At 72.3% G+C, this 25,061-nt stretch carries 26 protein-coding genes; 13 read left to right on the top strand and 13 right to left on the bottom strand.

Going from position 1 to position 25,061, the window contains the following annotated elements:
- Positions 1 to 7: 7 nt before the first annotated feature.
- From aceB to ACFFHU_RS08390, 3 genes are all read right to left on the bottom strand, one after another.
- On the bottom strand, positions 8 to 1,591 hold the full coding sequence (gene aceB / locus ACFFHU_RS08400; RefSeq protein WP_377337129.1) for a malate synthase A: 1,584 nt from the start codon (positions 1,589 to 1,591) through the stop codon (positions 8 to 10).
- A 251-nt stretch (positions 1,592 to 1,842) separates the two neighbouring features.
- Positions 1,843 to 2,589 carry an MIP/aquaporin family protein gene (locus ACFFHU_RS08395; protein WP_377337128.1) on the bottom strand — a complete coding sequence of 249 codons (747 nt, stop codon included), beginning with the start codon at positions 2,587 to 2,589 and terminating at the stop codon, positions 1,843 to 1,845.
- 55 nt (positions 2,590 to 2,644) lie between these two features.
- The gene (locus ACFFHU_RS08390) at positions 2,645 to 2,782 is read right to left on the bottom strand and encodes a hypothetical protein (protein WP_377337127.1); all 138 of its coding nucleotides are present in this window, start codon (positions 2,780 to 2,782) and stop codon (positions 2,645 to 2,647) included.
- 278 nt (positions 2,783 to 3,060) lie between these two features.
- Here ACFFHU_RS08390 and ACFFHU_RS08385 point away from each other — a divergent pair, with 278 nt between their 5' ends.
- Positions 3,061 to 3,339, top strand: coding sequence for a HesB/IscA family protein (locus ACFFHU_RS08385; RefSeq protein WP_377337126.1), 279 nt, complete (start codon positions 3,061 to 3,063; stop codon positions 3,337 to 3,339).
- A gap of 169 nt (positions 3,340 to 3,508) precedes the next feature.
- A complete protein-coding gene (locus ACFFHU_RS08380) occupies positions 3,509 to 4,102 on the top strand; it encodes a pentapeptide repeat-containing protein (RefSeq protein WP_377337124.1) in 594 nt (197 codons plus the stop codon).
- A gap of 275 nt (positions 4,103 to 4,377) precedes the next feature.
- Here ACFFHU_RS08380 and ACFFHU_RS08375 read toward each other — a convergent pair whose 3' ends face one another.
- Both ACFFHU_RS08375 and ACFFHU_RS08370 read right to left on the bottom strand, forming a co-directional pair.
- Positions 4,378 to 4,563, bottom strand: a complete 186-nt coding sequence (locus ACFFHU_RS08375; protein ID WP_377337123.1) for a DUF397 domain-containing protein — start codon at positions 4,561 to 4,563, stop codon at positions 4,378 to 4,380.
- A 15-nt stretch (positions 4,564 to 4,578) separates the two neighbouring features.
- A complete protein-coding gene (locus ACFFHU_RS08370) occupies positions 4,579 to 5,427 on the bottom strand; it encodes a helix-turn-helix domain-containing protein (RefSeq protein ID WP_377337122.1) in 849 nt (282 codons plus the stop codon).
- A 223-nt stretch (positions 5,428 to 5,650) separates the two neighbouring features.
- Here ACFFHU_RS08370 and ACFFHU_RS08365 point away from each other — a divergent pair, with 223 nt between their 5' ends.
- The 3 genes from ACFFHU_RS08365 to ACFFHU_RS08355 all read left to right on the top strand — a co-directional run bounded on the left by ACFFHU_RS08365 (position 5,651) and on the right by ACFFHU_RS08355 (position 7,851).
- A complete protein-coding gene (locus tag ACFFHU_RS08365; RefSeq protein WP_377337121.1) occupies positions 5,651 to 6,061 on the top strand; it encodes a hypothetical protein in 411 nt (136 codons plus the stop codon).
- Between the two features lie 97 nt (positions 6,062 to 6,158).
- Positions 6,159 to 7,322: a TolB-like translocation protein gene (locus ACFFHU_RS08360; RefSeq protein ID WP_377337120.1), complete on the top strand. Its 1,164-nt coding sequence runs from the start codon at positions 6,159 to 6,161 to the stop codon at positions 7,320 to 7,322.
- 58 nt (positions 7,323 to 7,380) lie between these two features.
- Complete coding sequence (locus tag ACFFHU_RS08355) at positions 7,381 to 7,851, top strand: GNAT family N-acetyltransferase (protein WP_377337119.1); 471 nt, start codon at positions 7,381 to 7,383, stop codon at positions 7,849 to 7,851.
- Positions 7,852 to 7,986: 135 nt separating this feature from the next.
- Here ACFFHU_RS08355 and ACFFHU_RS08350 read toward each other — a convergent pair whose 3' ends face one another.
- Complete coding sequence (locus ACFFHU_RS08350) at positions 7,987 to 9,234, bottom strand: MFS transporter (RefSeq protein ID WP_377337117.1); 1,248 nt, start codon at positions 9,232 to 9,234, stop codon at positions 7,987 to 7,989.
- Positions 9,231 to 9,824 carry a helix-turn-helix domain-containing protein gene (locus tag ACFFHU_RS08345; protein WP_377337115.1) on the bottom strand — a complete coding sequence of 198 codons (594 nt, stop codon included), beginning with the start codon at positions 9,822 to 9,824 and terminating at the stop codon, positions 9,231 to 9,233. The genes ACFFHU_RS08350 and ACFFHU_RS08345 overlap by 4 nt, the downstream gene beginning before the upstream one ends.
- A 405-nt stretch (positions 9,825 to 10,229) precedes the next feature.
- Here ACFFHU_RS08345 and ACFFHU_RS08340 point away from each other — a divergent pair, with 405 nt between their 5' ends.
- The 3 genes from ACFFHU_RS08340 (at position 10,230) to ACFFHU_RS08330 (ending at position 12,435) form a co-directional block, all read left to right on the top strand.
- Positions 10,230 to 10,481, top strand: a complete 252-nt coding sequence (locus ACFFHU_RS08340; RefSeq protein ID WP_377337114.1) for a hypothetical protein — start codon at positions 10,230 to 10,232, stop codon at positions 10,479 to 10,481.
- Positions 10,478 to 11,578, top strand: coding sequence for a hypothetical protein (locus ACFFHU_RS08335; RefSeq protein ID WP_377337112.1), 1,101 nt, complete (start codon positions 10,478 to 10,480; stop codon positions 11,576 to 11,578). Before ACFFHU_RS08340 ends, ACFFHU_RS08335 begins: the two co-directional genes overlap by 4 nt.
- A 233-nt stretch (positions 11,579 to 11,811) precedes the next feature.
- The gene (locus ACFFHU_RS08330; RefSeq protein WP_377337110.1) at positions 11,812 to 12,435 is read left to right on the top strand and encodes a hypothetical protein; all 624 of its coding nucleotides are present in this window, start codon (positions 11,812 to 11,814) and stop codon (positions 12,433 to 12,435) included.
- Between the two features lie 103 nt (positions 12,436 to 12,538).
- On the opposite strand, the gene ACFFHU_RS08325 is transcribed toward ACFFHU_RS08330, so the two are convergent.
- From ACFFHU_RS08325 to ACFFHU_RS08315, 3 genes are all read right to left on the bottom strand, one after another.
- The gene (locus ACFFHU_RS08325) at positions 12,539 to 12,850 is read right to left on the bottom strand and encodes a hypothetical protein (protein ID WP_377337109.1); all 312 of its coding nucleotides are present in this window, start codon (positions 12,848 to 12,850) and stop codon (positions 12,539 to 12,541) included.
- Between the two features lie 9 nt (positions 12,851 to 12,859).
- Positions 12,860 to 13,819 carry an SPFH domain-containing protein gene (locus tag ACFFHU_RS08320; protein ID WP_377337108.1) on the bottom strand — a complete coding sequence of 320 codons (960 nt, stop codon included), beginning with the start codon at positions 13,817 to 13,819 and terminating at the stop codon, positions 12,860 to 12,862.
- 183 nt (positions 13,820 to 14,002) lie between these two features.
- Positions 14,003 to 14,650 (bottom strand): peptidoglycan recognition protein family protein, encoded by a 648-nt coding sequence (locus tag ACFFHU_RS08315; protein ID WP_377337107.1) that lies wholly within the window; start codon positions 14,648 to 14,650, stop codon positions 14,003 to 14,005.
- Between the two features lie 288 nt (positions 14,651 to 14,938).
- On the opposite strand from ACFFHU_RS08315, the gene ACFFHU_RS08310 reads away from it, so the two are divergent.
- The 3 genes from ACFFHU_RS08310 to ACFFHU_RS08300 all read left to right on the top strand — a co-directional run bounded on the left by ACFFHU_RS08310 (position 14,939) and on the right by ACFFHU_RS08300 (position 18,141).
- Positions 14,939 to 16,354 (top strand): cellulose binding domain-containing protein, encoded by a 1,416-nt coding sequence (locus ACFFHU_RS08310; protein WP_377337106.1) that lies wholly within the window; start codon positions 14,939 to 14,941, stop codon positions 16,352 to 16,354.
- 183 nt (positions 16,355 to 16,537) lie between these two features.
- On the top strand, positions 16,538 to 16,942 hold the full coding sequence (locus tag ACFFHU_RS08305; RefSeq protein WP_377337105.1) for a hypothetical protein: 405 nt from the start codon (positions 16,538 to 16,540) through the stop codon (positions 16,940 to 16,942).
- A 413-nt stretch (positions 16,943 to 17,355) separates the two neighbouring features.
- A complete protein-coding gene (locus tag ACFFHU_RS08300) occupies positions 17,356 to 18,141 on the top strand; it encodes an aldo/keto reductase (RefSeq protein ID WP_377337104.1) in 786 nt (261 codons plus the stop codon).
- An 8-nt stretch (positions 18,142 to 18,149) separates the two neighbouring features.
- On the opposite strand, the gene ACFFHU_RS08295 is transcribed toward ACFFHU_RS08300, so the two are convergent.
- The gene (locus ACFFHU_RS08295; RefSeq protein WP_377337103.1) at positions 18,150 to 19,037 is read right to left on the bottom strand and encodes a helix-turn-helix domain-containing protein; all 888 of its coding nucleotides are present in this window, start codon (positions 19,035 to 19,037) and stop codon (positions 18,150 to 18,152) included.
- Positions 19,038 to 19,262: 225 nt separating this feature from the next.
- On the bottom strand, positions 19,263 to 20,408 hold the full coding sequence (locus ACFFHU_RS08290) for a glycoside hydrolase family 12 protein (RefSeq protein WP_377337102.1): 1,146 nt from the start codon (positions 20,406 to 20,408) through the stop codon (positions 19,263 to 19,265).
- A 300-nt stretch (positions 20,409 to 20,708) separates the two neighbouring features.
- Between ACFFHU_RS08290 and ACFFHU_RS08285 the strand changes: the two genes are divergently transcribed.
- Together ACFFHU_RS08285 and ctaD are read left to right on the top strand one after the other, a co-directional pair.
- Positions 20,709 to 21,815: an FAD-dependent monooxygenase gene (locus ACFFHU_RS08285; RefSeq protein ID WP_377337101.1), complete on the top strand. Its 1,107-nt coding sequence runs from the start codon at positions 20,709 to 20,711 to the stop codon at positions 21,813 to 21,815.
- Between the two features lie 118 nt (positions 21,816 to 21,933).
- Positions 21,934 to 23,679 (top strand): aa3-type cytochrome oxidase subunit I, encoded by a 1,746-nt coding sequence (gene ctaD, locus ACFFHU_RS08280; RefSeq protein ID WP_377337100.1) that lies wholly within the window; start codon positions 21,934 to 21,936, stop codon positions 23,677 to 23,679.
- Between the two features lie 102 nt (positions 23,680 to 23,781).
- Here the strand turns inward: ctaD and ACFFHU_RS08275 are convergent, their stop codons facing one another.
- Positions 23,782 to 25,008, bottom strand: coding sequence for an MFS transporter (locus tag ACFFHU_RS08275; protein ID WP_377337099.1), 1,227 nt, complete (start codon positions 25,006 to 25,008; stop codon positions 23,782 to 23,784).
- Positions 25,009 to 25,061 lie beyond the last annotated feature (53 nt).

The raw sequence follows: 25,061 nt of genomic DNA, 5'->3' as shown, positions 1-25,061 counted from the left end.
GCTGTGGTCAGGGCATCCGTTCGTACGCGGGCAGCGTCAGGAAGTCGGCGAAGTCGTCGGCCACGGCGACCTCCATGAACAGCGCGCGGGCGTCGGCGTAGTCGCCCGGGTCGCCGGGCAGCTTGCCGATCTCCTCGTCGGCGATCCGCTCGATCAGCTCCCGGGTCACCGGTTGGCCCGTGTCGTCCAGCGCCACATCGTTGTGCAGCCACTGCCACACCTGGCTGCGGGAGATCTCGGCCGTGGCCGCGTCCTCCATGAGGTTGAACACCGCCACCGCGCCGGAGCCGCGCAGCCAGCTCGCCAGGTATTGCACGCCCACGCTCACCGCGTTGCGCAACCCGGTCTCGGTCTTCCCGCCGGGGGTGGCCCGCACCGCGAGCAGGTCGGCGGCGTTCACCCGGACGTCGTCGCGGGTCCGGTCCAGCTGGTTGGGCCGGTCACCCAGCACCTCGTCGAAGACCTCCCGGCACACCGGCACGAGGTCGGGGTGCGCCACCCAGGAGCCGTCGAAGCCGTCGTGCGCCTCCCGGGTCTTGTCGTCCCGCACCTTGGCCAACGCGGTCTCGTTGACCTCGGGGTCGCGCCGGCTGGGGATGAACGCGGCCATCCCGCCGATGGCGTGCGCCCCGCGCTTGTGGCAGGTCCGCACCAGCAGCTCGGTGTACGCCCGCATGAACGGCACGGTCATCGAGACGCTGTTGCGGTCCGGCAGCACGAACTCGGCGCCCCGGCCGCGGAACTTCTTGATCATGCTGAACATGTAGTCCCAGCGCCCGGCGTTCAGCCCGGCCGAGTGCTCGCGCAGCTCGTAGAGGATCTCCTCCATCTCGAACGCCGCGGGCACCGTCTCGATCAGGACCGTGGCCCGGATCGTGCCGCGCGGGATGCCGAGCCGCTCCTGGGCCAGCAGGAACACGTCGTTCCACAGCCGCGCCTCGAGATGGCTCTCCATCTTGGGCAGGTAGAAGTACGGGCCGGCGCCCCGGTCGAGCTGCAACCGGGCACAGTGGAAGAAGTAGAGCCCGAAGTCGACCAGCGCGCCCGAGGTGCGCTCGCCGTCGACCAGGATGTGCTTCTCGGTGAGGTGCCAACCGCGCGGTCGGACCACGATGGTGGCCAGCTCGCCGTCGTGCAGCGCGTACTCCTTGCCCTCCGGGGACCGGAACCCGAGCTTCCGCTCGATGGCGTCCCGCAGGTTGAGCTGGCCGGTGACCACGTTCTCCCAGAGCGGGGTGTTCGCGTCCTCGTGATCGGCCAGCCACACCTTCGCGCCGGAGTTGAGCGCGTTGATCGTCATCTTGGCGTCGGTGGGCCCGGTGATCTCCACCCGGCGGTCGACCAGGCCCGGCGCCGGGGGCGCCACCCGCCAGTCGCCCTCGCGGACGTGCCGGGTCTCGGGCAGGAAGTCCAGCGTCCCGCCGGCGGCCAGCTCGGCCTCCCGGTCGCGGCGGGCCGCCAGCAGCTCCCGCCGGCGGCCGTCGAAGGCGCGGTGCAACTCGGCGAGGAAGTCCAGCGCCTCGGCGGTGAGCACCTCGGCGTACCGGTTGATCGTCGGTCCGGTGATCTCGACGCCGGCGGGCATGGTCATCGGCTGGCTCCTCACCGTTGAAGATGCTCCTCGCGGTGCAGCCGACTGTAGTTGTGATGCTCGATGGTCGCGACCTGAGTCATGTCCGGGCGGGAACAGCGGTCGCTCCCCTGCGACGGGCGGCGACTTCCGAACGACGAACGGCCCGACCCCGCCGGCGTTGAGCTAGGGCATCTGGTCGTGGTCGGAGGTCACCTGACGGCCAGCTGTCCTAGCTCGACGGGGGCATCCCGTGCCGTGCGGGCGGGCGGTCAGCGGTAGTCGCCGCCGGTGGGCGGGACCTGGGGCGAGGGGCGGTTGTCCGGATGGTGCGGGCCGTGCCGGGTCTCCGGCCCGCTCAGGATGAGCGGCGCCACCAGCGCGGCGAGCAGCCCGCCGAGCAGCGGGAACAGGATGAACACCCAGAGCTGGGAGAGCGGCTTGCCGCCGTCGAACAGCGCCGGGCCGAACGACCGGGCGGGGTTCACGGACGCGCCGTCCAGGGTGATGCCCACCAGGTTGGCCACAGCCAGCGCGATGCCCATGGCCAGGCCCGCGAAGCCGGCGTACTCCTTGCGGCTGGTGACCACCAGCACGGTCAGCACGAAGAGGAAGGTGAGGATCGTCTCCAGCACCATGGCGCCGCCGAGGTTGATGTTGGTGCCGTACGCGTTGCTGCCCAGCCGGCCGGTCTGGTCGGTCACCCCACCCCAGTGGACCAGGGCCCACAGGATGAAGGAGGCCAGCACCGAGCCGAGGAACTGGGCGATCCAGTACGCCACGGCGCCCGCCACGGTGATCTTGCCGCTGATCAGGATGCCCAGCGTCACCGCGGGGTTGAGGTGGCTGCCGGACAGCGGGCCCAGCACGTACGCGAGGACCAGCATGATGAAGCCGAACGTCAGCGCGACGACCACGACCCCACCCTCGACCAGCGCGGCGATGGCGCTGCCCACGCCGAAGAACACCAGCAACAGGGTGCCGAGAAACTCGGCCGCGTAGCGCTTGGGACTCTCCATCGAAACCTCCTTGCCGCCAGCCTAGGGGGATCGACCGGGTGAAACGGCCAAAACATCAGATAACCCCGGGGAACCACGCCCGGCTGCCGGCCGCCACGACCGTCCGGGTGTCGGCCGCCACGGCCGTCCGGGTGTCGGCCGCCACGGCCGTCCGGGTGTCGGCCGCCACGACCGCCCGGGTGTCGGGCGCCATGGCCGCCCGATTTGACGCATCCGCCGCCAGCCGGCATGGTGGGAGATCGAACGGCCGTTGACCTGCCCGTGCTTCGCCAGCCAGCGAACGATCCCAGCCGGCGAACGACTCAAGCCCGCGTTCGCCCTGGCGAGCGAGCCAAGCCGCTTCCAGCGAACGCCTCCAGCGATGGTCCTGCCGGTGCTGCCGCGCCCCCGACCATCTTCCCCGTGTGCTCGCAGCAGGTGCTGCTCCGCGCCCCTGCCGGGTTACCGAACGAGAATCCACGAGGAGATTCCATGCTGACCCTGACCGACAACGCCGTCCTGGTGATCCGCGACCTGACCGCCCAGCAGGAGGTGCCGGACGGCGCCGGACTGCGCATCGCCACTGACGCGGACGCTGGGGCGCTGACCCTGGCCCTCGCCGAGGCGCCGACGCAGGGCGACCAGGTGGTGGACAACGACGGCGCCCGGATCTTCCTGGACGCCGACGCGGCCCAACTGCTGGACGACAAGGCGCTCGACGCGGCCGTCGACGCCCAGGGCGCCGTCCAGTTCGGCTTCGCCGAGGCGTGATAAGGAAGGGCCCCTTCTTATCGCTTTTTGTAGAGGAAGGGCCCCCTGTTAACAGGGCTGACCGGGCCGGCGGGTGGTTCACCCGCCGGCCCGTCGGCGTCCGCGGCCAGCGTCCGCGGCCCGGGTCGGCGTCCGTGGGCCGTCGTACGGCTGCCGTACGGTGGCGGGCGTGGACGAGCTGATCGAGGACGAGACGTTCCGCGAGGACGACTGGTACGCGGAGGAGCTCGTCGACCGGGCCTACGCGCGCTGCCACTTCCTCGGCGTCGACCTGAGCGAGGCGGAGAGCCGGGGCAGCACCTTCACCGACTGCACGTTCGGCAACGTACGGTTCAACGCCTCCCGGCACACCGACTCGGCGTTCCTGCGCTGCACGTTCACCCGGTGCAACCTCTTCGAGGCGGAGTTCACCGGCTGCAAGCTGACCGGCAGCACCTTCGTCGACTGCGACCTGCGGCCGCTGCGGATCAGCGGCGGCGACTGGTCCTTCGTCACTCTCGGCGGCGCCGACCTGCGCGGCGTCGCCGTGCGGGGGGTGCGGATGCGCGAGGTGGATCTGACCGGGGCCAACTGCGCCGACGCCACCCTCGTCGACGTCGACCTGTCCGGCGCCACCCTGGACAAGGCCACTCTCGCCGGCGCCGACCTGCGCGGCAGCGACCTCACGGCGCTCGACCCGGCGACCACCCGGGTGGCGGGTGCCCGGATCAATGCCGATCAGGCGGTGGTGATCGCCCAGGCCATCGGCTTCGCCATCGGTTGAGCGCCGGGAGCGCCGGCAGCGCGACACCGCGCCGGCGGCGCTCGGGCAGTATGCCAGCGCGTCATCGCGCCGGCGGCGCCGGGCAGCACGCCAGCGCGCCATCGCATTAACAGCGCGTCACCGCGCCAACAGCGCCGGGCAGCGCGCCACCGCGCCAACAGCGCGCCACCGCGCCCGCGGCGCGCCACCGCGCCCGCGGCGCCGGAACAGGTGCGGCGCCGGCGGCGCCGGGCCCGGCGTACCCGGACCACCCGGCGCCGCCGGCGATCAACCGGCTACCGCTCGGGCAGCCGGTGCACGAAGGTCGTCCAGGTGTCCGGCCGGAAGCTCAGCACCGGGCCGGCCGGGTCCTTGCTGTCCCGGACGGCCACCAGGCCGGGCAGGTTGTCGGCGACCTCCACGCAGTTGCCGGTGGAGCCGGAGCGGGTGCTCTTGCGCCACCGGGCAAGTGACAGATCCATGGCAATCCCTCTCTATCAGACCAGTTCCCTGGCGATCAGGCGCAGGCGGTCCCGGGTGTCCCGGGGCCCCAGCGCAACGGCCGCGAGCTGTTCGAACGCCGCGGAGTATGCGGAGACCTGGGCGGGTTCCTCCAGATACAACGCGCCAGCCAACGTGTCGACGTACACCAGTCGGGCCTCGGCCGGGTCGGGGTACGGGTCGGGCAGCGGCGGGAAGTCGAGCATCACGAAACTGCCGTCGAAGCCGGTGCCGGCGGCGAAGGGCAGCAGCTGGATCTGGATTCTGGCCCGGGTGGACTCCTGCACCAGCCGGTCGATCTGCCCCCGCATCACCTCGACGCCGCCGACGAGCCGGCGGACCGCTCCCTCGTCCAGGACGACCCGCAGCGTCGGATGGTCGTCCGCGGCCAGGATGGTCTGGCGGTCGATCCGCAGCGCCACCTGCCGCTCGATCTCGGTGGCCCGGATCGGCACCGGCACCCCCTCGATGGCCGCCCGGGCGTAGCCCTCGGTCTGCAGCAGCCCCGGGATCATCTGGCACTCGTACGACCGGATGACCGACGCCTCGGACTCCATCCCCAGATAGGTGACGAACCAGTCCGGCAGCACATCGTTGTACTGCTGCCACCAACCGCGCTGCTTGGCCTGCCGGGCCACCGCCACCACGGCCTCGGCCTGGCTGCCGGTCACGCCGTACAGCGCCAGCAGGGCGCGCACGTCGTTGGGGTGCGGGCGGACCTCGGAGGTCTCGATGCGGGACAGCCAACTGGTGTCGTGTTCGACCGCCCGGGCCGCCTCGGCCGCGCTCATCCCCGCACGTTCACGCAGTTGCCGCAGGGTCAGCGCAAGCCTCCGGCGCTTCACCGTGGGACTCTGGCGGGCGGCCACGGATAGATCTTCCCCGCTGTATGGCCCATTGCCTAGCAATCCGTGCGTGTCGTAAGAAGACGAATTGCCTTGCAGTAATCCGCATATTGCGGATTTCATCTCTCCGTGCAACGGTGTCTTTACGGGGTGTGGTGGTCGGGGGTCTGGTGGCCCCGCCGCCGCGCCCCCTTTTTTCATGCCGATCGCGGAGGTAACGGACATGACCCCACCGGCACCGGGTGAATGCGTACTGATCGACGCTGCCGCATCGGTCCAGTTCGCCGGAGATCGGGCGCTGGTCTTCCGGGTGGTGAGCATCGGCTGCACGCCGACGTACCACGGCTGGGCGTGGATCACCGGCTACGTGCTGGACGACCGCGGCATGGCCCGGGAGAAGCGGGAGGTGTACGTGTACCTCCCCGGGTTGCGCCCCACCGAGGACCCGGCGAACCGTCGTACCGTCGTGGGAGCCCGCCGGCCGGTCATCCCGGCGGCCCGCCGGCCCGGATCCGACGTACCGGCCGAGGTGCCGGCGTCGCGGCCCGCGCCGGCCGCGCGGACGTCCCGCGGCGCCGCGCCGGGCCAGACCCGGCCCCCGGCCCGCACCCTCGTCGCGGCCGGTCGGCGCTGACCCGGAGAGGATCCGCCGGTGCCGCGCAAGCGCGGCGCGTACCGCCGGCGTCCGAACCGGACTGTCGCTCCGCGGGCGGCCGGCGGATGATATCCGGATGGACCGCGAACCGTACCCCACCGGTCCGGACGTGCTGGAGCACGGCGCCGGCCGGGACGACCGGCCGGGCCGCCCGTGGTTGCGCTGGCTGGCCCTCGCGCTCGCCGCCGTGGTCGCCCTGGTCCTTGTGGTACGCGCCGAGCGGCGCGATCCGGGTCCGCCGGCCGCGGAACGGTCGACCGCTGCCCCGTCCACCGCGGCCACCTCGGCGTCGGCGGTCGGTCCGGTCGGGTCCGGCCCGGCGGTGACCGAGCTGGGGCACCCGCTGTTCGGCGGAACGGCCGGTTGGGAGCTGTTCGGCCGCGGCCCCGACGCGGTGGTGCGGATCGAGCCCGCCCCGGGGCGGGTGAGCGTGACCGCGGTGCCGGGGCTGGCCAGCGGCGGACCCGTCTCGTTCCTGGCCGGCCCGGGTCGGGTCGTCATCCGGCCGCTCGACCGGGTGCCCGGGTACGCGGTTCCGGACGGCCGGCCGGCGCAGGCGTTGACCGGGGCGCTGGCCGAGGAGGGACCGCTGATTCCGGGTCCGGAGCCCGGCACCGGCTGGCTGACCCGGGAGCACCGGTACGAGCTGGTCGGCCTCGACGGCCAGGCGCGGAATGTGGCGCTCGACCAGCCGACGCTGGACGGCGGCGGGTTCGTCGAACCGGACGGCGCCGGCTATCCGCTGTTCACCGGCACCGGCGGCAGCTACTCGGTGCGCCCGGACGGGATCCGCCGGCTCACCTCCGGCGCCGTGCTGGCGGTCGGCCGCACCCGCGCGCTGGCCCGGGAGTGCGACGAGAGATACCGGTGCGCCACCGTGGTGGTGGACCGCCGCACCGGCGCGCGGCGTCCGCTGCCCGGCCGGCTGCCCAGTGCGCTCCAGGTCGGCGGGTCGGTCTCGCCGGACGGGAACAGGGCCGCGCTGCTGGTGGAGCAGCCGCCGCTAAGGCCGATGGTGCACCTGATCGACCTGAACACCGGCGCCGACCGGCCGCTCGACGCGCGGATCGAGTCCGCCAGCTTCGACGAGAGCCAGTACGCCTGGTCGCCGGACGGCCGGTTCCTGTTCCTGCTGGACGCCGACGGTGAGCTGCATGCGACCGAGACGAACTCCGGCCGGTCCGGCAAGGTCGACCTCGGGTTGCCCCGCCTCACCCAACTCGCCGTCCGATCCCGCTGACCCCTCCGGGACCCCCGCGACGCCGCTCGGGCATGCTGCCGGGATGCTGGAGTTGCGGGTGTTAACCGAGGATGACTGGCCGATCTGGCGCGAGCTGCGGCTCGCCGCGCTGGCCGACGCGCCGTACGCGTTCTCTTCGCCGCTGGCCGACTGGCAGGGCGCCCCGGCGGAGCGCTGGCGGTCGCGGCTGGCGCTGCCCGGCGCGTACAACATGGTCGCCGTGCTGGACGGCGTGCCGGTCGGGATGGCCACCGGCGTGCCGGGCGACCGGGCGGACGTCGTGGAGCTGATTTCCATGTGGGTCTCCCCGGCGGCCCGCGGCCGGGGCGTGGGGGATCGGCTGATGGTCGAGTTGCTGCGTTGGGCGGCCGAGCGGGACGCCCGGGAGGTCCGGCTGGCCGTGATGCCGGACAACCCGGCCGCGATCGGCCTGTACCGGCGGCACGGCTTCGAGCCAACCGGCGAGCTGGGCGACCCGCTACCCGACGGCCGCGGACACGAACTCGTGATGGCCCGCCAGATGCGCTGACCCACCCCGCCACCCGCCCCTTGACCCGCCCCGCGATCTTGCACTTTGGGCCCTCTTTTTGCGTCTTATGCGCCTTTTGCTGGGGCCAAAAGTGCAAGATCGCCCGAGGCGGGAGAGGGGCGGGAGGGTGGGGAGTTAGAGGCGGTGGAGGCGGGGGATGGGGGAGGCGAGCAGCCATCCGGTGCCGGCCGTGGCGCCGACCGTGGCGATCCAGAGACCGGTGCGGACGCCCAGCGCCGCGCCCAGCGCGCCGCCCAGCACCGCGCCGATCGGCCGAATGCCGTAGTTGAGGGTCCGGTACGCCCCGGAGACCCGGGCCCGCAGTCCATCCGGGACCACGCTGGTCTGGACCGAGCCGCCCACGATGTCCAGCACCATCACGCCGGCCCCGCTGAGGAACTCGGCCGCGCAGAGGGTGGCGAGCACCAGCGCATGCGGCCCGGTGGCCAGCGGGATCAGGATCAGCGGCGCCGGGAAAAGGAGGTAGCTGGCCACCAGCGTCCGGCCCACGCCGAACCGGTCGGCCAGCCGGCGCGCGAGCGTGGCGCCGAGCAGCGAGCCGATCGAGGCCACCCCCAGGGCCACCCCCAGCACGCCGGGCGCGATCCGCAGATAGCGGGTGGCGTACAGGATGAACAGCGCGTGGAACATGTAGTTGAACAGGTTGAGCGTGGTGCTCCCGCACACCAGGGCCCGCATCACCGGCGAGCGGGCGAGGAAGCTCAGCCCGCGGCCTACCGCCAGGCCGCGCTCGGTTGGCGGCGCCGGCTCGGTGACCCGGACCCGGGCGATGGCCCACGCCGAGTACAGATAGGACAGCCCGTCCACCAGCAGCGCCACCGGGGCGGTGAGGAACTGCACCAGCAACCCGCCGGCGCTGGTCCCGGCCACGAAGGAGAACGCCCGGGAGCCGTTCAGCAGCGCGTTGGCCGCCAGGTAGTCCCGGCGGTTCACCAGCGACGCGAACAGCGTGCTGCGGCACACCTCGAACGCCACGCTCAACGTGCCGACGGCGAAGGCGATCAGGTACAGCACCGGCAGCGCCAGCCGGCCGGTGAGGTAGAGGGTGGGCACCGCGAGCAGCGCGGCCGCGCGGCCGAGGTCGGCCAGGATCATGATCCGCCGCTTGTCCGCGCGGCGGTCCGCCCACGCGCCGGCCACCAGCGAGAAGAGCAGGTTCGGCAGCAGCGCCGCGGCGGTGAGGTAGCCCATCTGCGCCGGCCCGGCGTGCGCCACCAGCACGGCGAGCAGCGGCAGGGCGATCTCGGTGATCTGGTCGCCCAGCAGCGACACGGTCTGGCCGGACCAGTAGCGCCGGAACGGCGGGTCGCGCAGCAGCGGCGGCGCCCAGGCCCGGGCACGGGGTTCGCGGACGGCGGTCACGGCCGGTCCGCCGCCTCGTCCGGGTGGTAGAGCGTGACGTACTGGGCGATGCTGACGGCCCGCGCGCCCGGCGGCCGCAGGCTCTCCTCGACCTGCCGGGGCCGGAACTCTGCCACGAGCTCCTCCTGTCGGCGCAGCAGTTCGGCCAGCTCCTCCGCGGTGAGGAAGAGCAGCGCGTCGCCCGGCCCGGTGTTTCGGCGCCACTCGGCGGGCTCCTCGGCGCGCCGGGCGAGCCAGCGCATGGCCCGCTCGTAGTAGCGCTTTGCGATGACCGCGTCGAGATGGTCCACCGCGGCCTGCATGGCCGGGTCGTCGGCGTGGTGCTCCCACTGGGTGGCCAGCGCCGTGGCCTGCCAGGGCCGCTCCCGGGCGTCGGCGCCGGCGACCCGCTCCACCAGGCCGTACTTGGCGAGCTGGCGGAGGTGGAAGGAGCAGTTCGGCACGTTGTCGCCGAGCGCCCGGGCCGCCCGGGTGGCGGTGAGCGGGCCCTCGCGACGGAGCAGCCCGACGAGGGCCAGCCGCAGCGGGTGGGCGTACGCGCGCAGCGCGGTGGGGTCGGTGAGCGCGACCTGCGGTCGGGGATCCGGCATTTGCTAAAGATAACTCTAGAAAGAACGCTCTACAATACCGATTTTCGCGCTTTTGGTCGGGCCGCGGCGGCATGTAAGGACCGTTTGAGCGGTGTTTTTGCAACATCGGCCAGTTGGTCGCAAATACCCACCGCAAACGCGCGGTGACTCGTTGAAATCCCGGTGCCGGGCGCTCAAGATTGCTCCGAACGGCGCGACCGGTCGTCGTCGATTCCCACCGGTCATCTCAATTCGAGCCAACTCCCTGCCAAGAAAGGGTGATGCTGTCGTGCGCGCATTTTCGTTCGCCGGGCGCTCGAAGCCACCGTCGCCGTCCGACCGCGGGTCCGGTCGGACCGGGACGCCGTACCCGCCGCCGCGGCCGGCCGCCATGCTGCGGGCGACCACGGCCGCGGGGGTTGCCGGATGAGCCCGCGCTGGGTGGCGCACCTGCCATTCACGGCGGCCGACCTGCCCGCGGCCCGGCACTTCGCCGGCACGCTGGCCCGCTCGCTCGGCTTCCTGGCCGAGGTGGACCAGGGAGAGACCACCGTGTCGGCCGAGGACGAGCAGGGCGTACGACATCGGGTGTTCTGCGATTGCCGGCTGCCGGGTGGCGGCCGGTGCGCCCGGCGGGCCGACCACGACGGGCCGTGCACGCCGGAGGTGGCCCGGTGAGCGCGGCCGCACCCGTGATCACCTGCCCGGTCTGCTCCGGCCGGCCGGACCCCGGCCCGGTCGGCGCGGGCCCGTTCGAGCCGGACGGTTGCCCAGCGTGTGCCGGTCGGGGCCGGTTGCGGGCGCAGCTCGTACTCACGGTGGCCAACATCGACACCGGCGCTGTTCGCTCGGCCGTCGTCGAACCGGGCCGCCTTGATGTCCGGCCGGTCCCGGGCGGTGGCTGGCGGGTGGCGCTCACCGCGCGGATCGGGGAGCTGGCCGAGGCGGCGGGCGTGGCCGGGACGCCCGACGAGCTGACCCTGCGGCTGCCCGCCGACTGGGATCCCGAGCTGCCGGCCGACCGGCGGTACGACCTCGAAGCGCGGGCCGTCGCGGAGTGCTGGCGGGAGCCCTGGCGGGTGGCCATCGGCCGGAGCGGAGCGCCGAACCACGCCGGGCGGCGGCTGGGCCGGTTCGGTCTGCTCGCCGGCCAAGCCGGCGGGCGGCCGGGTGCGCCCGGTCCACTCACGCTCGCGACGCTCGTCCGGTTGGCCCACGGCCTCGACCTGGCGCTGCTGGTCACGCTGCGGGACGGCGTACCGGTGCCGGCGCCGTCCCGCCCGGCGGGCGCCTCGAAGTCGACCGACCTCAACGGCGGACCAGCTCCGGTGGGTCTGCCCGGCCTGCCGGTCGGGCGGGAGGCGCGCACCACCACCACCGGCGCGCCGGTTGCGGTGCTGCGCTGGCCGGACGGGCCGCGCTGGGAGCTGCGGCTGCTGTCGCCGGCCGCGCCGGTCCCGGTCGACGAGTTCCCCACCGCGGCCGGCCCGCGGGCCGCCGTGGCGGCCCTCATCGACGTGCTGGACCTCGCGTTCGCGGAGCGCGTGCCGGTCGATCCGCACGTTGCCATCCCGGCGCCGGACCACGACCCGGTGGCCGTGCCGGGCGACCCGGTGCCGGAGCTGATCCGGCTCGCGGCCCGGCACGCCGGCCGGGCGATCACGGTGCGGTTCACCCGGGCAGGGTGCGAGCTCTATCTGCTGGGCGCGGGCCGGGCCCGTCGGTCGGTCCAGGCCGCCGATCTCCCCGCGCTGATGGTGGCTCGACCGAGCTGACCGCTCGGCTGGGGTTCCACCGCACTGGCCACGTCGCCTCGGCCGGTGCGGGGGGCCTCGGCGGCTCGGCGCCGGATGGAGCGATCATGGGTGCTCCTCATATTGACGGATCTAAGGCTAATGTCTTTGCTGCCGGAGTCGACTTATCTAGCGTGGTTTCCGCCTGAGCTGTCCGGATCATCCGGCAACCGCCGACCCGGGCCGCCGCCTCCTCCCACCAGCTGGAGATCGCCATGAAACTGCGCATCAAGATCATCGGTGTCCTCGCCGCCGCCACTGCGGCCGGCGCGCTGGTCGCCTCGATCGTGACCACCACCGCGGTCGCGGGGGGCAACGGACTGACCTTCACGATGGTCCGTTCCGCCGCGGCCGAGGGCGCCAACTGCCTCCGCGACGCCCGCGCGACGGTCCGGGTGTACCCGCAACGCTTCAACGAGGTGATGACCATACGGGCGTACGGGCTGCCACCGCGAACCAACTTCGACCTGTTCATCCTGCAGGTGCCCAACGCTCCGTTCGGGGTCTCCTGGTACCAGAGCGACCTGCGGTCGGACTCTCGCGGCCGGGCGACTGTCCGGGTCATCGGGCGGTTCAACATCGAGACCTTCGCCGTGGCGCCCGGCAGCACCCATGCCCCGGACACGCATCCGACGATCGACGCCACCAGCAATCCGGCGTTCGCCCCGATCCACACCTACCACGTCGGCTTCTGGTTCAACACGCCGGCGGAGGCCACCGCGGCCGGCTGCCCCGGCGCCACCACGCCGTTCAACGGCGACCACACCGCGGGGGTGCAGGCGATGAGCACCCGCAACTTCCCGGACCTGGCGGGCCCGTTGAGCCAGCTCGGGTCCTGAGCCGGTCCGGACGCCGGACGCGGGCGCCCGACACCGACCCCGGGCCCCGCGTACCGCTCACCGCGGCGCCGCGTGACAGCCGGTCACGCGGCGCCGCGCCGCTTCAGCGGTCGGCGTTCAGGTGGAAGGCCCGTTCCTCGGCCTCCTGCCGGGCCGCGAGGAACCGGGCCTGCCAGTCCGGGTCGCCGTCCGGGAGCCGGGCCACCACGTGCTCGTCGAGCCGGTCGCCCCCGGTGGTGGCCAGCACGACCGCCACCACGGTCTGCCCGCCGCCGCCGTAGTGCCGGACCTGCCAGCGGGCCGCCCGGTGCGCCCGGCGGGTACGCGTGCCGCGTAGCCGGGTGAGCACGGCGTACCCGCAGTAGAGGACGGCCGCCGCGAGCAGCACGGCGACGAGCAGGCCGATCAGCCGCATGCCGGCCCCCTACTTGATCGGTACGGTCGTGCCGGCGCCCGGCGCGTACGTGGTGAGCCCGGGCGGCAGCGCCTTGATCATGTCGATCTGCGCGCAGGTGGTGCAGGCGTTGTAGCCCTCCTGCCGCTTCTTGTTGGCGTCGGCCTCGGCCTGCGCCTGGGCGACCTTTGCCTGTGCCTCGCTGACCTGGGCGAACGCCGCCTGCGCCTTGTTGACTGCCTCCTGCACGTTGGCCGGCAGGCTGACCCGGACCAGGTTGAACTTGAGGTTCTGGAAGAAGTCGCCGCCCAGCGTGTCCCGCAGGTCGGCCTGCAGGCTGTCGTTGATCGCCTGCTGCACCTTCGCGATGTTCGTGTTGTTCGCCTGGCCGTTCGCGGCCGGCTTGCCGGTGTCCGGGCGGATGGTGCCGTTCTGCACCAGCGCGCAGCTCGACACCAGCTCGGCGCAGCGGAAGTTGTTGATCTGCACCCGCAGGTCGTTGTCGATGATCGGCCGGACCACCGCGTCGAAGAAGCTGTTCCAACCGTCGATCCCGTCCCACGGGTACCGGCGCTCGCCGTCGGCGCCCAGGAAGTCCCGGGTGCCGAACTTGTCGTCGAAGCTGGAGATGGCCGCCCGGTCGGTGTTGAGGGTGAAGTAGATCGTCGCCTCGATGCCCATGTCCACGCCGTCGCTCGACGGGCTGTGCGCCACGTCGATCCCGGGCCGGCCGCCCCGCTCCTGGTCGGCCGTGAGGGTGTAGAACCGCTGCTGCGACGGGTACCGGTGCATGCTCGACCACAGCCCGATCCAGGTCATCCCGGAACCGGGCGAGACGACCTGGCGGATCCGCTTGTTGTCGAACAGGCCACCGTTGCGGACCACGGCCACCTCGCCCGCGTTGGTCTTGTCGAATCCGTTGATCACGCCCACCAGGACGCCGACCAGCACAACCAGCGCCACGAGGCCACCGGCGATGAACGGCGCCACGCCGCTCCTGCGCCCCGAACCTGCTGCCTTCACCACTGCGACTCCCCTTGGACCGGCCGGCCTGGGCCCGCGCCGCGCGGACCGTCCCGACCTTGGTAACACCGTCGGTCAATGCGCCGGGGCGCGCGTTCGAGTTCCGGGGGATCCCGAAGGATCCGGAGCCGAGGTTCCGCCGGGCGCGCCCTAACTGAGCAGGGCGGCCACCGCGGCGCGCAGTTCGGGCAGCCGGTCGTGCAGCAGGCCCGGGCACTGCGTGGCGTTGAAGTCCTTGTGCCCGTAGATCTCGGTGGCCGGGATGGCGTACTGCTGGCAGGTGAAGGCGCAGAACAGCACCAGGCTGTCCCACAGCGCCTGCGGCGGCTGCACGTCCAGATAGGTGCCCTCGTTCTCGATGCCGATGGCCTGGCTGTTCTGGCCGACGCAGTGCGCGCCCTGCACCATCGTCTGCCCGTGCAGCAGCGCGTACAGGCTGCCGTGCCGGCCCTCGGTCAGCCAGCCGCCGCGGCTGTTGGTGAAGTGCTGCCCGGAGTCCAGCCAACCGTTGGTGTCCATGTGCAGGTTCTGGATGTCGCGCGCGTTGGCGAACGCGTGCGCCTGGCTGTAGTCGGTGGAGTTCGGGAACGCCGTGTGATGCACGATGATCTTGTTGGGCCGGTTCTGCAGCACGGTCACCGCCGATGACGGTGGCCGGGCGCCCCAGGTCGCGCAGTTGGCGATGTCGGGCTGGTCGACGGCCGCGAGCGCGGGCCGCGCGACCAGCGGCGCCGCGGCGGCGCCGGCCAGCAGGGCCGCGCCGCGCAGCACCGCGCGGCGGGGGATCGGAACGGACATGACGACCTCCGGGTACGGGCGGGCGGGTCGTCCCATCCCGCCACGCCGGGCCGACGGCGGCAACGGCCGCAAGAAGACTTTCTACGGTACGTCTGTTTGTTGCGAAACTTCTTGACGAGTGGGTTGCAATCAATATCATCGATAGTTTGACGTGCTCCGCGGGCGCCGGTGGGAGCTCGTTTGACACCGGTTGGCGCGGGTGGTGACATAGGCGTGCGCGGATGGCCGGGCAGTGACACAGGGCACCACTGCCACCCGTCGGTCCATCCTGCTCACAGAAGGCACACCATGTCTCCGTACGCCCTCGTGGCCGGCGCCCGTCGCCGGCCGTACCCGCTGCTCCTGCTGGCCCTGCTGACCGCGGCGGTGCTGGTGGCCGCGCTGTTCCCGGCCGGCCGGGTCGGCGCCACCGTGCCGCCGCCCACCACGCCGGTGACCGGCAACGCCACCCACTTCGACGCGCTCGGCGCCCCGTACGGCGGCTGCGGGCTCCCGCAGTCCGCCCTCGATTCGCCGGACTTCGTGGCGCTCAACGTCTACGACCTGCCGGGCGACTACTCGTCCTATCCGACCCGCCCGCTGCCGCCGTCCCAGGCCGACAAGATCGGCCTCTGGGACAACGGCCGCAACTGCGGCCGGTTCGTCCAGGTCAGCATCGGCGACTACTGCACCGGAACCAACGACGGGGCGTCCGGCCAGCCGTTCTGCCGCAACGGCTCGTGGGTTTCCGACGCGTACAACGGGGCCACCCTCACCATGGTGGTGGCCGACAGCTGCGGCGACGGCAACGCCTGGTGCCGGGACGACCGGTACCACCTGGACCTGTCCACCGACTCGCTCAACCGGTTCGTCAAGAACGGGACGCCGGTGGGGGACCTGAACCCCAATCACTGGAACAACCGGCACATCTCCTGGAACTTCGTGCCGGCGCCCGGCTACACCGGGGACATCAACATCGGGTTCCTGCAGGGATCCCAGCCCTACTGGACGGCGGTGGCCGTGTCGCACCTGGCCAACGGCATCCACGGCCTGGAGTACTTCGCCGGCGGGGCGTGGCAGAGCGCCACAATGGACAGCGACATGGGTCAGGCGTACCTCATCAATCCCACCACGGCGGGCGGCGCCGACTACCGGATCCGGGTCCGGGACGTGACCGACGCCCTCATCAACAACGGCCGGGAATACCGGTTCAGCCTGCCCGCCTCCTGCGGCGGCCGCTGCTCGGCCGCGTACACCCGGGTCAGCTACACCACCTCGGACGGCACCGGACCGACGGGCAGCCCGACCCCGACGGCGAGCGCGAGCCCCACGGCCAGCCCGAGCCCGACGGCGAGCCCCAGCCCCACCGGGAGGCCGAGCCCGACGGCCAGCCCGACCGTGAGCCCGACCCCGACGGGGCCGGCGGGCACGTGCGCGGCCAGCTACCGGGTGGTCAGCTCGTGGACCGGTGGCTTCCAGGCCGAGGTGACGGTCGCCAACAACGGCACGGCGGCCAGCAGCGCGTGGACCAGCACGCTGACCTTCCCCGGCAGCCAGCAGCTGGCCAGCGCCTGGAACGCCACCGCCACCCAGTCGGGTCAGCGGGTGGTGGCCACGAACGCCAACTACAACGGCGCGATCCCGGCGGGCGGCCGGACCAGCTGGGGGATGGTGGTGAACGGCGCCGCGGACCCGCCGGTGAACGTCGGCTGCACCGTCAGATAGCAAAAGTGAGAAATATTTAGCTTGCTCTCCTTGTCCGAGATTGGACACCTGTTCGATCTAGGTGCCGTGGGCTGCTCTGATTACTCTCAGTAGTGGAGGCTCGCCCGCCGGTCGACCCGGGCCGCAGCCAAGCCACCCTTCGGAACACGGATCGATCAACCGATCCGGGCAAGGAGCGCAATCATGTCCGAATCCAGCGAAGAGCAGGTCATGCAGCAGCCGGAGCCGAGCCCGGCCGAGGTCGAGGAGGCCACCCGTACCCTCGTCCCGGCCACCGTGGCCGGCATGCCGCCGACCGCTCAGGTGTTCTGGGCCGTCGTCAACGCCAACGGCACCCTGGCGCGGGGCTTCGGCGTCGTGTCGTCGATCCGGCTCGGCGTCGGCGCCTACCAGGTCGTCTTCAGCCACGACGTCACCCGGTCCGCCTTCCTGGCCACCCAGGGCTTCGCCGGCAGCGTCGGCGCGGCGCCGGACGGTGCGGTCACCGTCGTCGGGCGGGCCGGCCTGGCCACGGGCGTCTTCGTGACCACCTACAACACCGCCGGAGTGCTCACTGACCGAGCGTTCCATCTCGGCGTGCTTTCCTGACACACCCCGGCCGGGCCCGCCGTCGACCGTCGGTCGCGGCGGGTCCGGTCCCGTGTTTCCGCCGGCGGGCGGGCGGACACAGAGCGCGCGGCGCCGCTCCCGGTGGGAACGTCGCCGCGCTCTGGCCGTCTCCCACCGACGCAGCCATCCGGCGGTACGTCAACGGGGACCTGGCTCGGCCGGGGCGGATCACCGACCCGGCCTTGCCAGGTGGAGTCCCCGGGTTTCCCGAGGGATAAACCTGCCGGCCCGGCCAATAAGTTGGACGCTCGCAACCATCAACGTACGGGGATGGTTCTCGGCGGACCGGGCGGACCGGGCGGGTCTGGGCGGACCGGGCGGGTCTGGGTGGGCGCGGACTGCCGCCGTCGGGTCTCAGGCATGCCGGTGGGGCGGCCGGGTAGGAATGGCGCATGACGACAACCGCTGGACAGCCGTCCGTCGAGCTCGCGGGAAAGGTGTCGATGCCGCTGGTCGGCTTCGGCACCTGGCAGCTCACCGGCCGGAGTGGGTACGAGGCCGTCCGGACCGCCCTGGAGGCCGGCTACCGGCTCCTGGACACGGCCACCATGTACGGGAACGAGGCGGAGGTGGGCCGCGCCGTCCGGGACAGCGGCGTGCCCCGGGAGGACATCTTCATCACCACGAAGCTGCCGCCCGATCGGGCCGGCCGGGAGCGGGAGACGCTGGACGCCAGCCTCGCGGCGTTGGGCACCGACTACGTCGATCTCTGGCTGATCCACTGGCCGCCGTCCCGCGGCGCGGGCGTGGCCACGTGGCGGGCGTTCCTGGCCGCCCGCGCGGACGGCCGGCTCCGGGCCGCGGGCGTGAGCAACTACAGCACCGCCCAGCTGGACGAGCTGATCCGGGAGACCGGCGAGACCCCGGCGGTCAACCAGATCCGCTGGAGCCCCGCCCTCTACGACGGCCGGCTGGTCGCCGAGCACCGGGACCGCGACGTGGTGCTGGAGGGCTACAGCGCCTTCAAGAACACCAACCTGAGCGACCCGGTGCTGACCCGGATCGCCGAGGCGCACGGCGTGACGCCGGCCCAGGTCGTGCTGCGCTGGCACGTCGACCACGGCTTCGTGGTGATCCCGAAATCGGGTACGCCGGAGCGGATCAGGTCCAACCTGGACATCTTCGGCTTTTCCCTGGACGAGGGGGAGCTGGCCGAGATCGACGGCCTCGCGGGCTGATCACCGGCTCAGCCGTACGCCTTCGCGGCCTCCGCGAGCAGCGCCGCGGAGTCGGCGTCGTCCAGCACGGCCCCGCGCAGCGCGGTCCAGGCCGCGTCGTACGCCTCCACGTCGACGGCCTTGTCCAGGTACGTGGCCGCGGTCAGCCCCTCGTGGTAGACCGTGGGCGGCTCCGCCTCGCCGGTCTCCCGGGGGGCGAAGGTGAGGATCGTGAACGTGCCGCCGGCCGCGACGGCCGGGTGCAGCCCGGCGTCCAGCGGCATGATCCGCACCGACACCGTGCGCCGCTCGGCGAGCTCGATGATGTGGCGCAGTTGGGCGGCCATGGCGGAACGGTCCTGCAGCGACCGGCGCAGCACCGACTCGTTGAGCACCACCTCCAGCCGGGGCGGTGGCGGGCTGCGCCGGGACAGCGCGGCCTGCCGGTGGCTGGTCACCGCGACCATCCGCCGGACGGCCTCGTCGGGCAGCGCCGGCTGGGTGACCCGCAGGGCCTCCTCGGCGTACGCCTCGGTGCGCAGCAGCCCCGGCACCACCTCGGGGGCGTACGTCCGCAGCCGGCTGGCCGCGGCCTCCAGCCCGACGTACAGCTCGAACCAGCCCGGGATGACGTCGGCGTACGCGTGCCACCAGCCGCGGGCCCGGGTCTGCTTGGCCAGCGCCATCAGCTCCTCGGTCACCGCCCCGGGCGCGGCGTAGACCCGGCACATGGCCTCGACGTCGAGGGACCGCATCGAGACCATCCCGCCCTCGATGCGCCAGAGCTTGGGGGTCGACCACTCCAGGGCGTCGGCGGCCGCCTTGACGGTGATGCCGGCCTCCTCGCGCAACTGGCGCAGCCGGCGCCCCAACTGGCGGCGCGGAACGGTCGAACCGGCGTCCGTGACCGTCGGCATCTCGCCACCCCCGAGAAGTGAGTAACCGGTCGCTCTCGCTATGTAACCGCACTTCTCGTCAGCGATCAATGGATGGCTGGATCGATAATTGTCCACAGTAAAACTCGACGTATCCGTACCGGGCGGCTGCACTGTGGACCTTGCCGGGCCGCGACTGACGCGGCATCGCCGGCCGGCCCGGGAGCGGGCCGACCGGCGATGCCTGGTCGGAGGGCGTTTTCCTGGTCAGCCCGTGGCGCAGGCGGTGCCGTTCAGGGCGAAGCTGGTCGGCGAGGAGTAGCTGCCGTTCAGGGTGCCCTGGTAGCCGAAGTTGGCGGTGCCACCGGGCGCGATGGTGCCGTTGTAGCTGATGTTGCGGGCGGTCACGGCCGAGCCGCTCTGGCTGACCGTGGCGTTCCAGGCGTTGGTGACCTGCTGGCCCGAGGGCAGGTTGTAGGTCAGCGTCCAGCCGTTGATGGTGCTCGAGCCGGTGTTCGTCACCGTCACGTCGGCGGTGAAGCCGTTGTTCCAGGTGGAGGTCGGCTTGTAGGTGACCCGGCACGAGCTGTTGCCCGGGGGCGGGTTGGTCGGTCCGCCGGTGGGGCCGCCGGTCGGTCCGCCGGTCGGTGGGGTGCCGCCGTTGACGGTGGCCGAGAAGCTGTTGACGGCCAGTCCGGCGCCACCCTGCCAGGGCTCGAAGCCGGCCTGGATGCTGGTCAGATACCAGGCGTTGGTGATGGCGCCCCGGTTGCGCACGTCGGCCAGGAAGTCGAGCACACTGAAGTTGAGGCTGCTGATGGCCGACGGCGCGACGTACGAGATGACGTTGTTGGAGCCGTTGCTGCCGCGCCACACCTCCCAGGTGCGACCGGCGATGTTGACGTTGCCCACCACCGAGCCGATCGGCTGGATCGAGCCCTGCCGGTTGAGCCAGATCATGACCTCCATCTGGTTGACCCCGTCCTTCTTCGGCGTCGGGTCCAGCCAGATGTCGTACGAGGCGTCGTAGATGGCGCCGCTGACGTAGTTGTAGCTGATGCTGCTGGTGGCGCTGCCGATGCTGCCCAGCTGCATCGGCAGGGGGGAGCCGGGGGAGCAGTTGGTGTAGTGGCAGCCGAGGAAGATCGACGGGTACGAGACCGGCGCGCCGTTGGTGGGCGCCGAGCCCTGCTGGGTGGTGATGGCGAAGCCGGTGCTCGTCACGTTGATGCACTGCTGGGCCGAGGTGCCCCAGCGGTTGTTCTGCACCACGTACCGGCCGCCGATTGTGGTCGAGCCGTACTGGTCGCAGATCTGGGTGTCCGCGGACGCCGGGTTGGCGGCGACGACCGCGACGAGTCCGCCGGCGGCCATCAGGCAGGCGGCGAGGAGGGTGCGGATCGGGCGTCTCATGATGCTCCTGGTGGGGATTCGGGGGGCCGGGAGCGCTCCCATGACACTTCACACATTTACATGGTTGAAACGACTGCGCAACTGCGCCGGTTCATCCCGAGCATCCGTTCGGGTGGACCCGATCCTCCCGCGGGCCCCGCGGGCCGCCCTTCCGCGCCGACTGACCTGGCCGAATGCCGTCCGCCACGGCCAGGCCGGTCCGGCGGTGAATCCGAATCGGCGCTATCGGCCCGGCGGTGGCATACAGTAGCCTTCTGCCTTCGACGAGTATCGACACCTCGCGGAAGGCGTCGCCCCGCAATGATCGAGTCCACCCTCCGCATCCTCGTCGTGGGAGCGGGCATCGCCGGGCTGGCGGCGGCCCGCGCGTTGCGGCTCGCCGGGTTTCGTCCCGAGGTGGCCGAGCGGCTGCCCGGTCCCGCCCGCTGCGACGAGGGCATCTTCCTGCCCGGCAACGCCGACCGGGCGCTGCGCGATCTGGAGCTGGATGCGCCGCTCCGCCGGCTCGGCCAGGTGATCGAGCGGCAGCGCTTTCTCGACGCGTCCGGCCAGCAGCTCTGCGAGGTGGACCTGCGCGGGCTGTGGGCCGGGGTGGGCGAGTGCCGGGCGCTGCCGCGGTCCGACCTGCACGAGGTGCTGCTCGCCGGCGCCGAGGGCGCGGTCCGGTACGGCGTCGAGGCGTACGAGTTCCGGCCGGGGCGGCACGGCGTTCAAGTGATCTTCGCCGACGGCGCGGAGCAGACGTACGACCTGGTCGTCGGCGCCGACGGACCGCGCTCGATGGTGCGGACCCTGGCCGCCCTCGGTGGCCCGCCGCGCCCGGCCGGGCAGGTGGCCTACCGCGGTGTGGTCGACGGCCGGCCGGACGTGTGCGACTGGGTCGCGGTGCTCGGCCAGCGGGCCGGCTTCCTGGTGATGCCGATGGGTGGCGGCCGGCTGTGCTGCTATGCCGACGAGGCCGGCAGCGAGGTGCCGGCCGACCCGACCGCCCGGCTCCGGCAGATCTTCGCCGGGTACGGCGGGCCGGTGCCCGCGGTGCTCGACGCGCTCCGGGACGTCCGGGCCGCGCTGACCGACGAGCTCGACCTGGGGCGCTGGTCGAACGGCCGGGTGGTGCTGGTCGGCGACGCCGCGCACGCCACCGCGCCCACCCTGTCCCAGGGCGCCGCCATGGCCGTCGAGGACGCCGTCGTGCTGGCCGCCACGCTGCGGGCCGCGGCCAGCGTCGAGGAGGCGCTCCGGGCGTACGAGGCGCGCCGGCGACCGCGGGCGAAGTGGGTGCGCGACCGGACCCACGACCGGGACCGGACCCGGAACGTGCCGCCGGCCGTGCGCGACCCGGTGCTGCGCGGCCGCGGCGGGCGGATTTTCCAGGCGCACTACCGGCTGCTGCGGGAACCGGCCTGATCGCCGCCGGCCACCCGCCCGAGTGACCCCCCGTCCCGGGGACTATCCTCGCTCTTCAGGTACGCCCAGCCACATCTCCGGCGTGCCGAGTGGGACGAACGAGAACCGGAGGCCACTGGTGACCACCGTCGCACCCAAGCCGATCGTGACCCGGCCCTGGCCGGTCCGGCAGCAGGTCAAGGGATCTGCTCTCACGCGGCTGCTGCGTACGACGGACGCGAAGCAGATCGGGATCATGTACATGGTCACCGCCTTCGCGTTCTTCTTGATCGGCGGCTTCATGGCCCTGCTGATGCGGGCCGAGCTGGCCCGCCCGGGCCTGCAGTTCCTGTCGCCGGAGCAGTACAACCAGCTGTTCACGATGCACGGCACGATCATGCTGCTGTTCTTCGCGACGCCGATCGTGTTCGCCTTCGCGAACTTCGTCACGCCGCTCCAGATCGGCGCGCCGGACGTCTCGTTCCCGCGGTTGAACAGCTTCGCCTACTGGCTGTACTTCTTCGGCGGGTCGCTGGCGCTGGCCGGCTTCCTCACCCCGGGAGGCGCGGCGGACTTCGGCTGGTTCGCGTACACGCCGCTGAGCGACGTGGTCAACTCGCCGGGCGTGGGCGCGAACATGTGGGTGGTCGGCCTGGCCATCTCCGGTCTCGGCACGATCCTCGGCGCGGTCAACATGATCACGACGATCCTGACCCTGCGCGCGCCCGGCATGACGATGTTCCGGATGCCGATCTTCACGTGGAACATCCTGATCACCAGCCTGCTCGTGATCATGGTCTTCCCGCTGCTGGCCGCCGCGCTGTTCGCACTGGCCGCCGACCGCATCCTCGGCGCCCACGTGTACGACCCGGCCACCGGCGGGCCGCTGCTCTGGCAGCACCTGTTCTGGTTCTTCGGCCACCCCGAGGTCTACATCGTGGCGCTGCCGTTCTTCGGCATCATCACCGAGGTCATCCCGGTCTTCTCCCGCAAGCCGGTGTTCGGCTACAAGGGCCTGGTGGGCGCCACCATCGCCATCGCGGCCCTGTCGATGAGCGTGTGGGCGCACCACATGTTCGCCACCGGCCAGGTGCTGCTGCCGTTCTTCAGCTTCCTCAGCTACCTGATCGCGGTGCCCACCGGCATGAAGTTCTTCAACTGGATCGGCACCATGTGGCGGGGCCAGCTCAGCTTCGAGACCCCGATGCTCTGGGCCATCGGCTTCCTCACCACGTTCCTCTTCGGTGGCCTCACCGGCGTGCTGCTCGCCAGCCCCCCGGTGGACTTCCACGTCTCCGACTCGTACTTCGTGGTGGCGCACTTCCACTACGTGCTGTTCGGCACGATCGTCTTCGCGGTCTTCGCGGGCATCTACTTCTGGTTCCCGAAGATGTTCGGCCGGATGCTGGACGAGCGGCTCGGCAAGATCCACTTCTGGTTGACGTTCATCGGGTTCCACACCACGTTCCTGGTGCAGCACTGGCTCGGCGCCGAGGGCATGCCCCGCCGGTACGCCGATTATCTGCCCACCGACGGGTTCACCACGCTGAACACGATCTCCTCGATCGGCGCGTTCATCACCGGCATCTCCACCCTGCCGTTCCTCTACAACTGCTGGAAGTCGTACAAGACCGGCCCGGTGGTCGAGGTGATGGACCCCTGGGGTCACGGAAACAGCCTGGAGTGGGCGACCAGCTGCCCGCCGCCGCTCCGCAACTTCGACCGGATGCCGCGGATCCGTTCCGAGCGGCCGGCGTTCGACCTCAAGTTCCCGGAGCTGGCCGCCGGCCAGTCGGTAGCCGGCCCGCCCGAGGGCGGGGCTCGGCCGCTGACCACGGAGGCCGACGGCGGGGCCCGGTACGAGGAGAGCCAGCACAACCGGTAACACGCCGCACCAGCTCGGACACGGGCGCCGGTCTCGATCATCGAGACCGGCGCCCTGCTTCGTCCCGCCGGCCCTGAGCCGGGGCCGGGCCGGGGCCACGGGTCAGACGATCGAGGGAGAAGCGCTCGGCCGCGCCGGGCGATGTGGGTCCGGGCTCGGTTCGGCGGGCGGGCGGCGCTGCGGCAGCAGCCGGGAGGCCAGCACGGCGAGCAGCCCGACGGCGCCGGTGGCAGCGAAGCCCCAGGCCGGTCCGGAGGCGTCGATCACCGCTCCGGCCAGCGGCGCGCCCAGCGCGATGCCGACGGTGATCGCCGAGCCGTGCAGCCCCATGGCCTCGCCCCGGACCGACGGCGGCACCAGGCGGCTCACGGCGTCGGCGGTGGCCGCCAGGGTGGGCGCGCAGAGCGCACCGGCGGGGAGCAGGGCGAGGGCCAGCAGCCACCACCGACCACCGCTCAGGCCGACCGGGATGGTGAGCAGGCAGAGCAGCGCCGTCAACGCGGCCGGCGCGATGGCCCGGTGCAGGGCGCCGTAGGCGAAGCCGCCGATCAGCGAGAAGCCGCCCCACAGGGCAAGCACGGCGCCCGTCCAGCCCACCTGGTCGGCCCCGCGCAGCATGGCCACCACGGAGACGTCGGTGCCGCCGAGCACCAGCGTGCCGGCCGCGCTCACCACGAGCACCGCGAGCAGCCTGCCGGCCAACCAGTCCCGGCGCCGGACCCGGACCCGTTCGCCGGCCGGTTCGGCCGCGGCCCGTACCGGCGGGTTGAGCAGCAGCAGGGCCGTTCCCGCCGCGACCACGCCGGCGCCGACGGTGAGCATGGTCACCCGGGCCGACACGGTGGTGGCCAGGAAGACCGCGAGCGCCGGCCCGGTCATGAAGGACAGCTCGACGGACATGGAGTCCAGCGCGTAGGCCTGCCGGCGGTGCCGCTCGGGGGTGAGCGCCGCGAGGGACTGCCGGACCACCGAGAACACCGGGAGCGCGCACAGGCCGCCGACGAAGGCCGCCGCCAGCAGCAGCCGGTACGGCATGGCCTGCGCCGTGGCCCAGAACGCCGCCTCCACCAGCGTGGTGAGCAGCAGCACCGGGCGCAGCCCGCGCCGGTCGACGAGCCGTCCGAGCAGCGGCGCGCCGATGGCCGTGCCGACGGTCATGGCGGCGCCCACCAGACCGGCCGCCGCGTACCCGCGGTGCAGGTCCAGCACCACGTGCAGGGTGAGCGTCACCCCGGCCGCGGCGGTCGGCACCCGGGCCAGCATGGCGACCAGCAGCAGGGGCCGGACGCTGGGCAGGGCGAGCACGGGACGGTACGGGGTGAACATCATGAGCTGTCGTTACCTCCGGGGCCATCATGGCCGCCGGCACCGACAATTCGAGA

Origin of the sequence: Plantactinospora siamensis, from assembly GCF_042434095.1 — a bacterium.
Classification (GTDB): Bacteria; Actinomycetota; Actinomycetes; order Mycobacteriales; family Micromonosporaceae; genus KBS50.
The sequence above is the reverse complement of the archived record's forward strand: the minus strand, read 5'-3'. Positions and strand labels throughout refer to the sequence as shown.

Excerpts from the sequence above, each read along its gene's own strand:
- aceB (WP_377337129.1), bottom strand. The coding sequence starts at position 1,591 with ATGACCATGCCCGCCGGCGTCGAGATCACCGGACCGACGATCAACCGG.
- ACFFHU_RS08395 (WP_377337128.1), bottom strand. The coding sequence starts at position 2,589 with ATGGAGAGTCCCAAGCGCTACGCGGCCGAGTTTCTCGGCACCCTGTTG.
- ACFFHU_RS08390 (WP_377337127.1), bottom strand. The coding sequence starts at position 2,782 with ATGGCGCCCGACACCCGGGCGGTCGTGGCGGCCGACACCCGGACGGCC.
- ACFFHU_RS08385 (WP_377337126.1), top strand. The coding sequence starts at position 3,061 with ATGCTGACCCTGACCGACAACGCCGTCCTGGTGATCCGCGACCTGACC.
- ACFFHU_RS08375 (WP_377337123.1), bottom strand. The coding sequence starts at position 4,563 with ATGGATCTGTCACTTGCCCGGTGGCGCAAGAGCACCCGCTCCGGCTCC.
- ACFFHU_RS08365 (WP_377337121.1), top strand. The coding sequence starts at position 5,651 with ATGACCCCACCGGCACCGGGTGAATGCGTACTGATCGACGCTGCCGCA.
- ACFFHU_RS08360 (WP_377337120.1), top strand. The coding sequence starts at position 6,159 with ATGGACCGCGAACCGTACCCCACCGGTCCGGACGTGCTGGAGCACGGC.
- ACFFHU_RS08345 (WP_377337115.1), bottom strand. The coding sequence starts at position 9,824 with ATGCCGGATCCCCGACCGCAGGTCGCGCTCACCGACCCCACCGCGCTG.
- ACFFHU_RS08340 (WP_377337114.1), top strand. The coding sequence starts at position 10,230 with ATGAGCCCGCGCTGGGTGGCGCACCTGCCATTCACGGCGGCCGACCTG.
- ACFFHU_RS08330 (WP_377337110.1), top strand. The coding sequence starts at position 11,812 with ATGAAACTGCGCATCAAGATCATCGGTGTCCTCGCCGCCGCCACTGCG.
- ACFFHU_RS08325 (WP_377337109.1), bottom strand. The coding sequence starts at position 12,850 with ATGCGGCTGATCGGCCTGCTCGTCGCCGTGCTGCTCGCGGCGGCCGTC.
- ACFFHU_RS08315 (WP_377337107.1), bottom strand. The coding sequence starts at position 14,650 with ATGTCCGTTCCGATCCCCCGCCGCGCGGTGCTGCGCGGCGCGGCCCTG.
- ACFFHU_RS08310 (WP_377337106.1), top strand. The coding sequence starts at position 14,939 with ATGTCTCCGTACGCCCTCGTGGCCGGCGCCCGTCGCCGGCCGTACCCG.
- ACFFHU_RS08305 (WP_377337105.1), top strand. The coding sequence starts at position 16,538 with ATGTCCGAATCCAGCGAAGAGCAGGTCATGCAGCAGCCGGAGCCGAGC.
- ACFFHU_RS08300 (WP_377337104.1), top strand. The coding sequence starts at position 17,356 with ATGACGACAACCGCTGGACAGCCGTCCGTCGAGCTCGCGGGAAAGGTG.
- ACFFHU_RS08295 (WP_377337103.1), bottom strand. The coding sequence starts at position 19,037 with ATGCCGACGGTCACGGACGCCGGTTCGACCGTTCCGCGCCGCCAGTTG.
- ACFFHU_RS08290 (WP_377337102.1), bottom strand. The coding sequence starts at position 20,408 with ATGAGACGCCCGATCCGCACCCTCCTCGCCGCCTGCCTGATGGCCGCC.
- ACFFHU_RS08285 (WP_377337101.1), top strand. The coding sequence starts at position 20,709 with ATGATCGAGTCCACCCTCCGCATCCTCGTCGTGGGAGCGGGCATCGCC.
- ACFFHU_RS08275 (WP_377337099.1), bottom strand. The coding sequence starts at position 25,008 with ATGATGTTCACCCCGTACCGTCCCGTGCTCGCCCTGCCCAGCGTCCGG.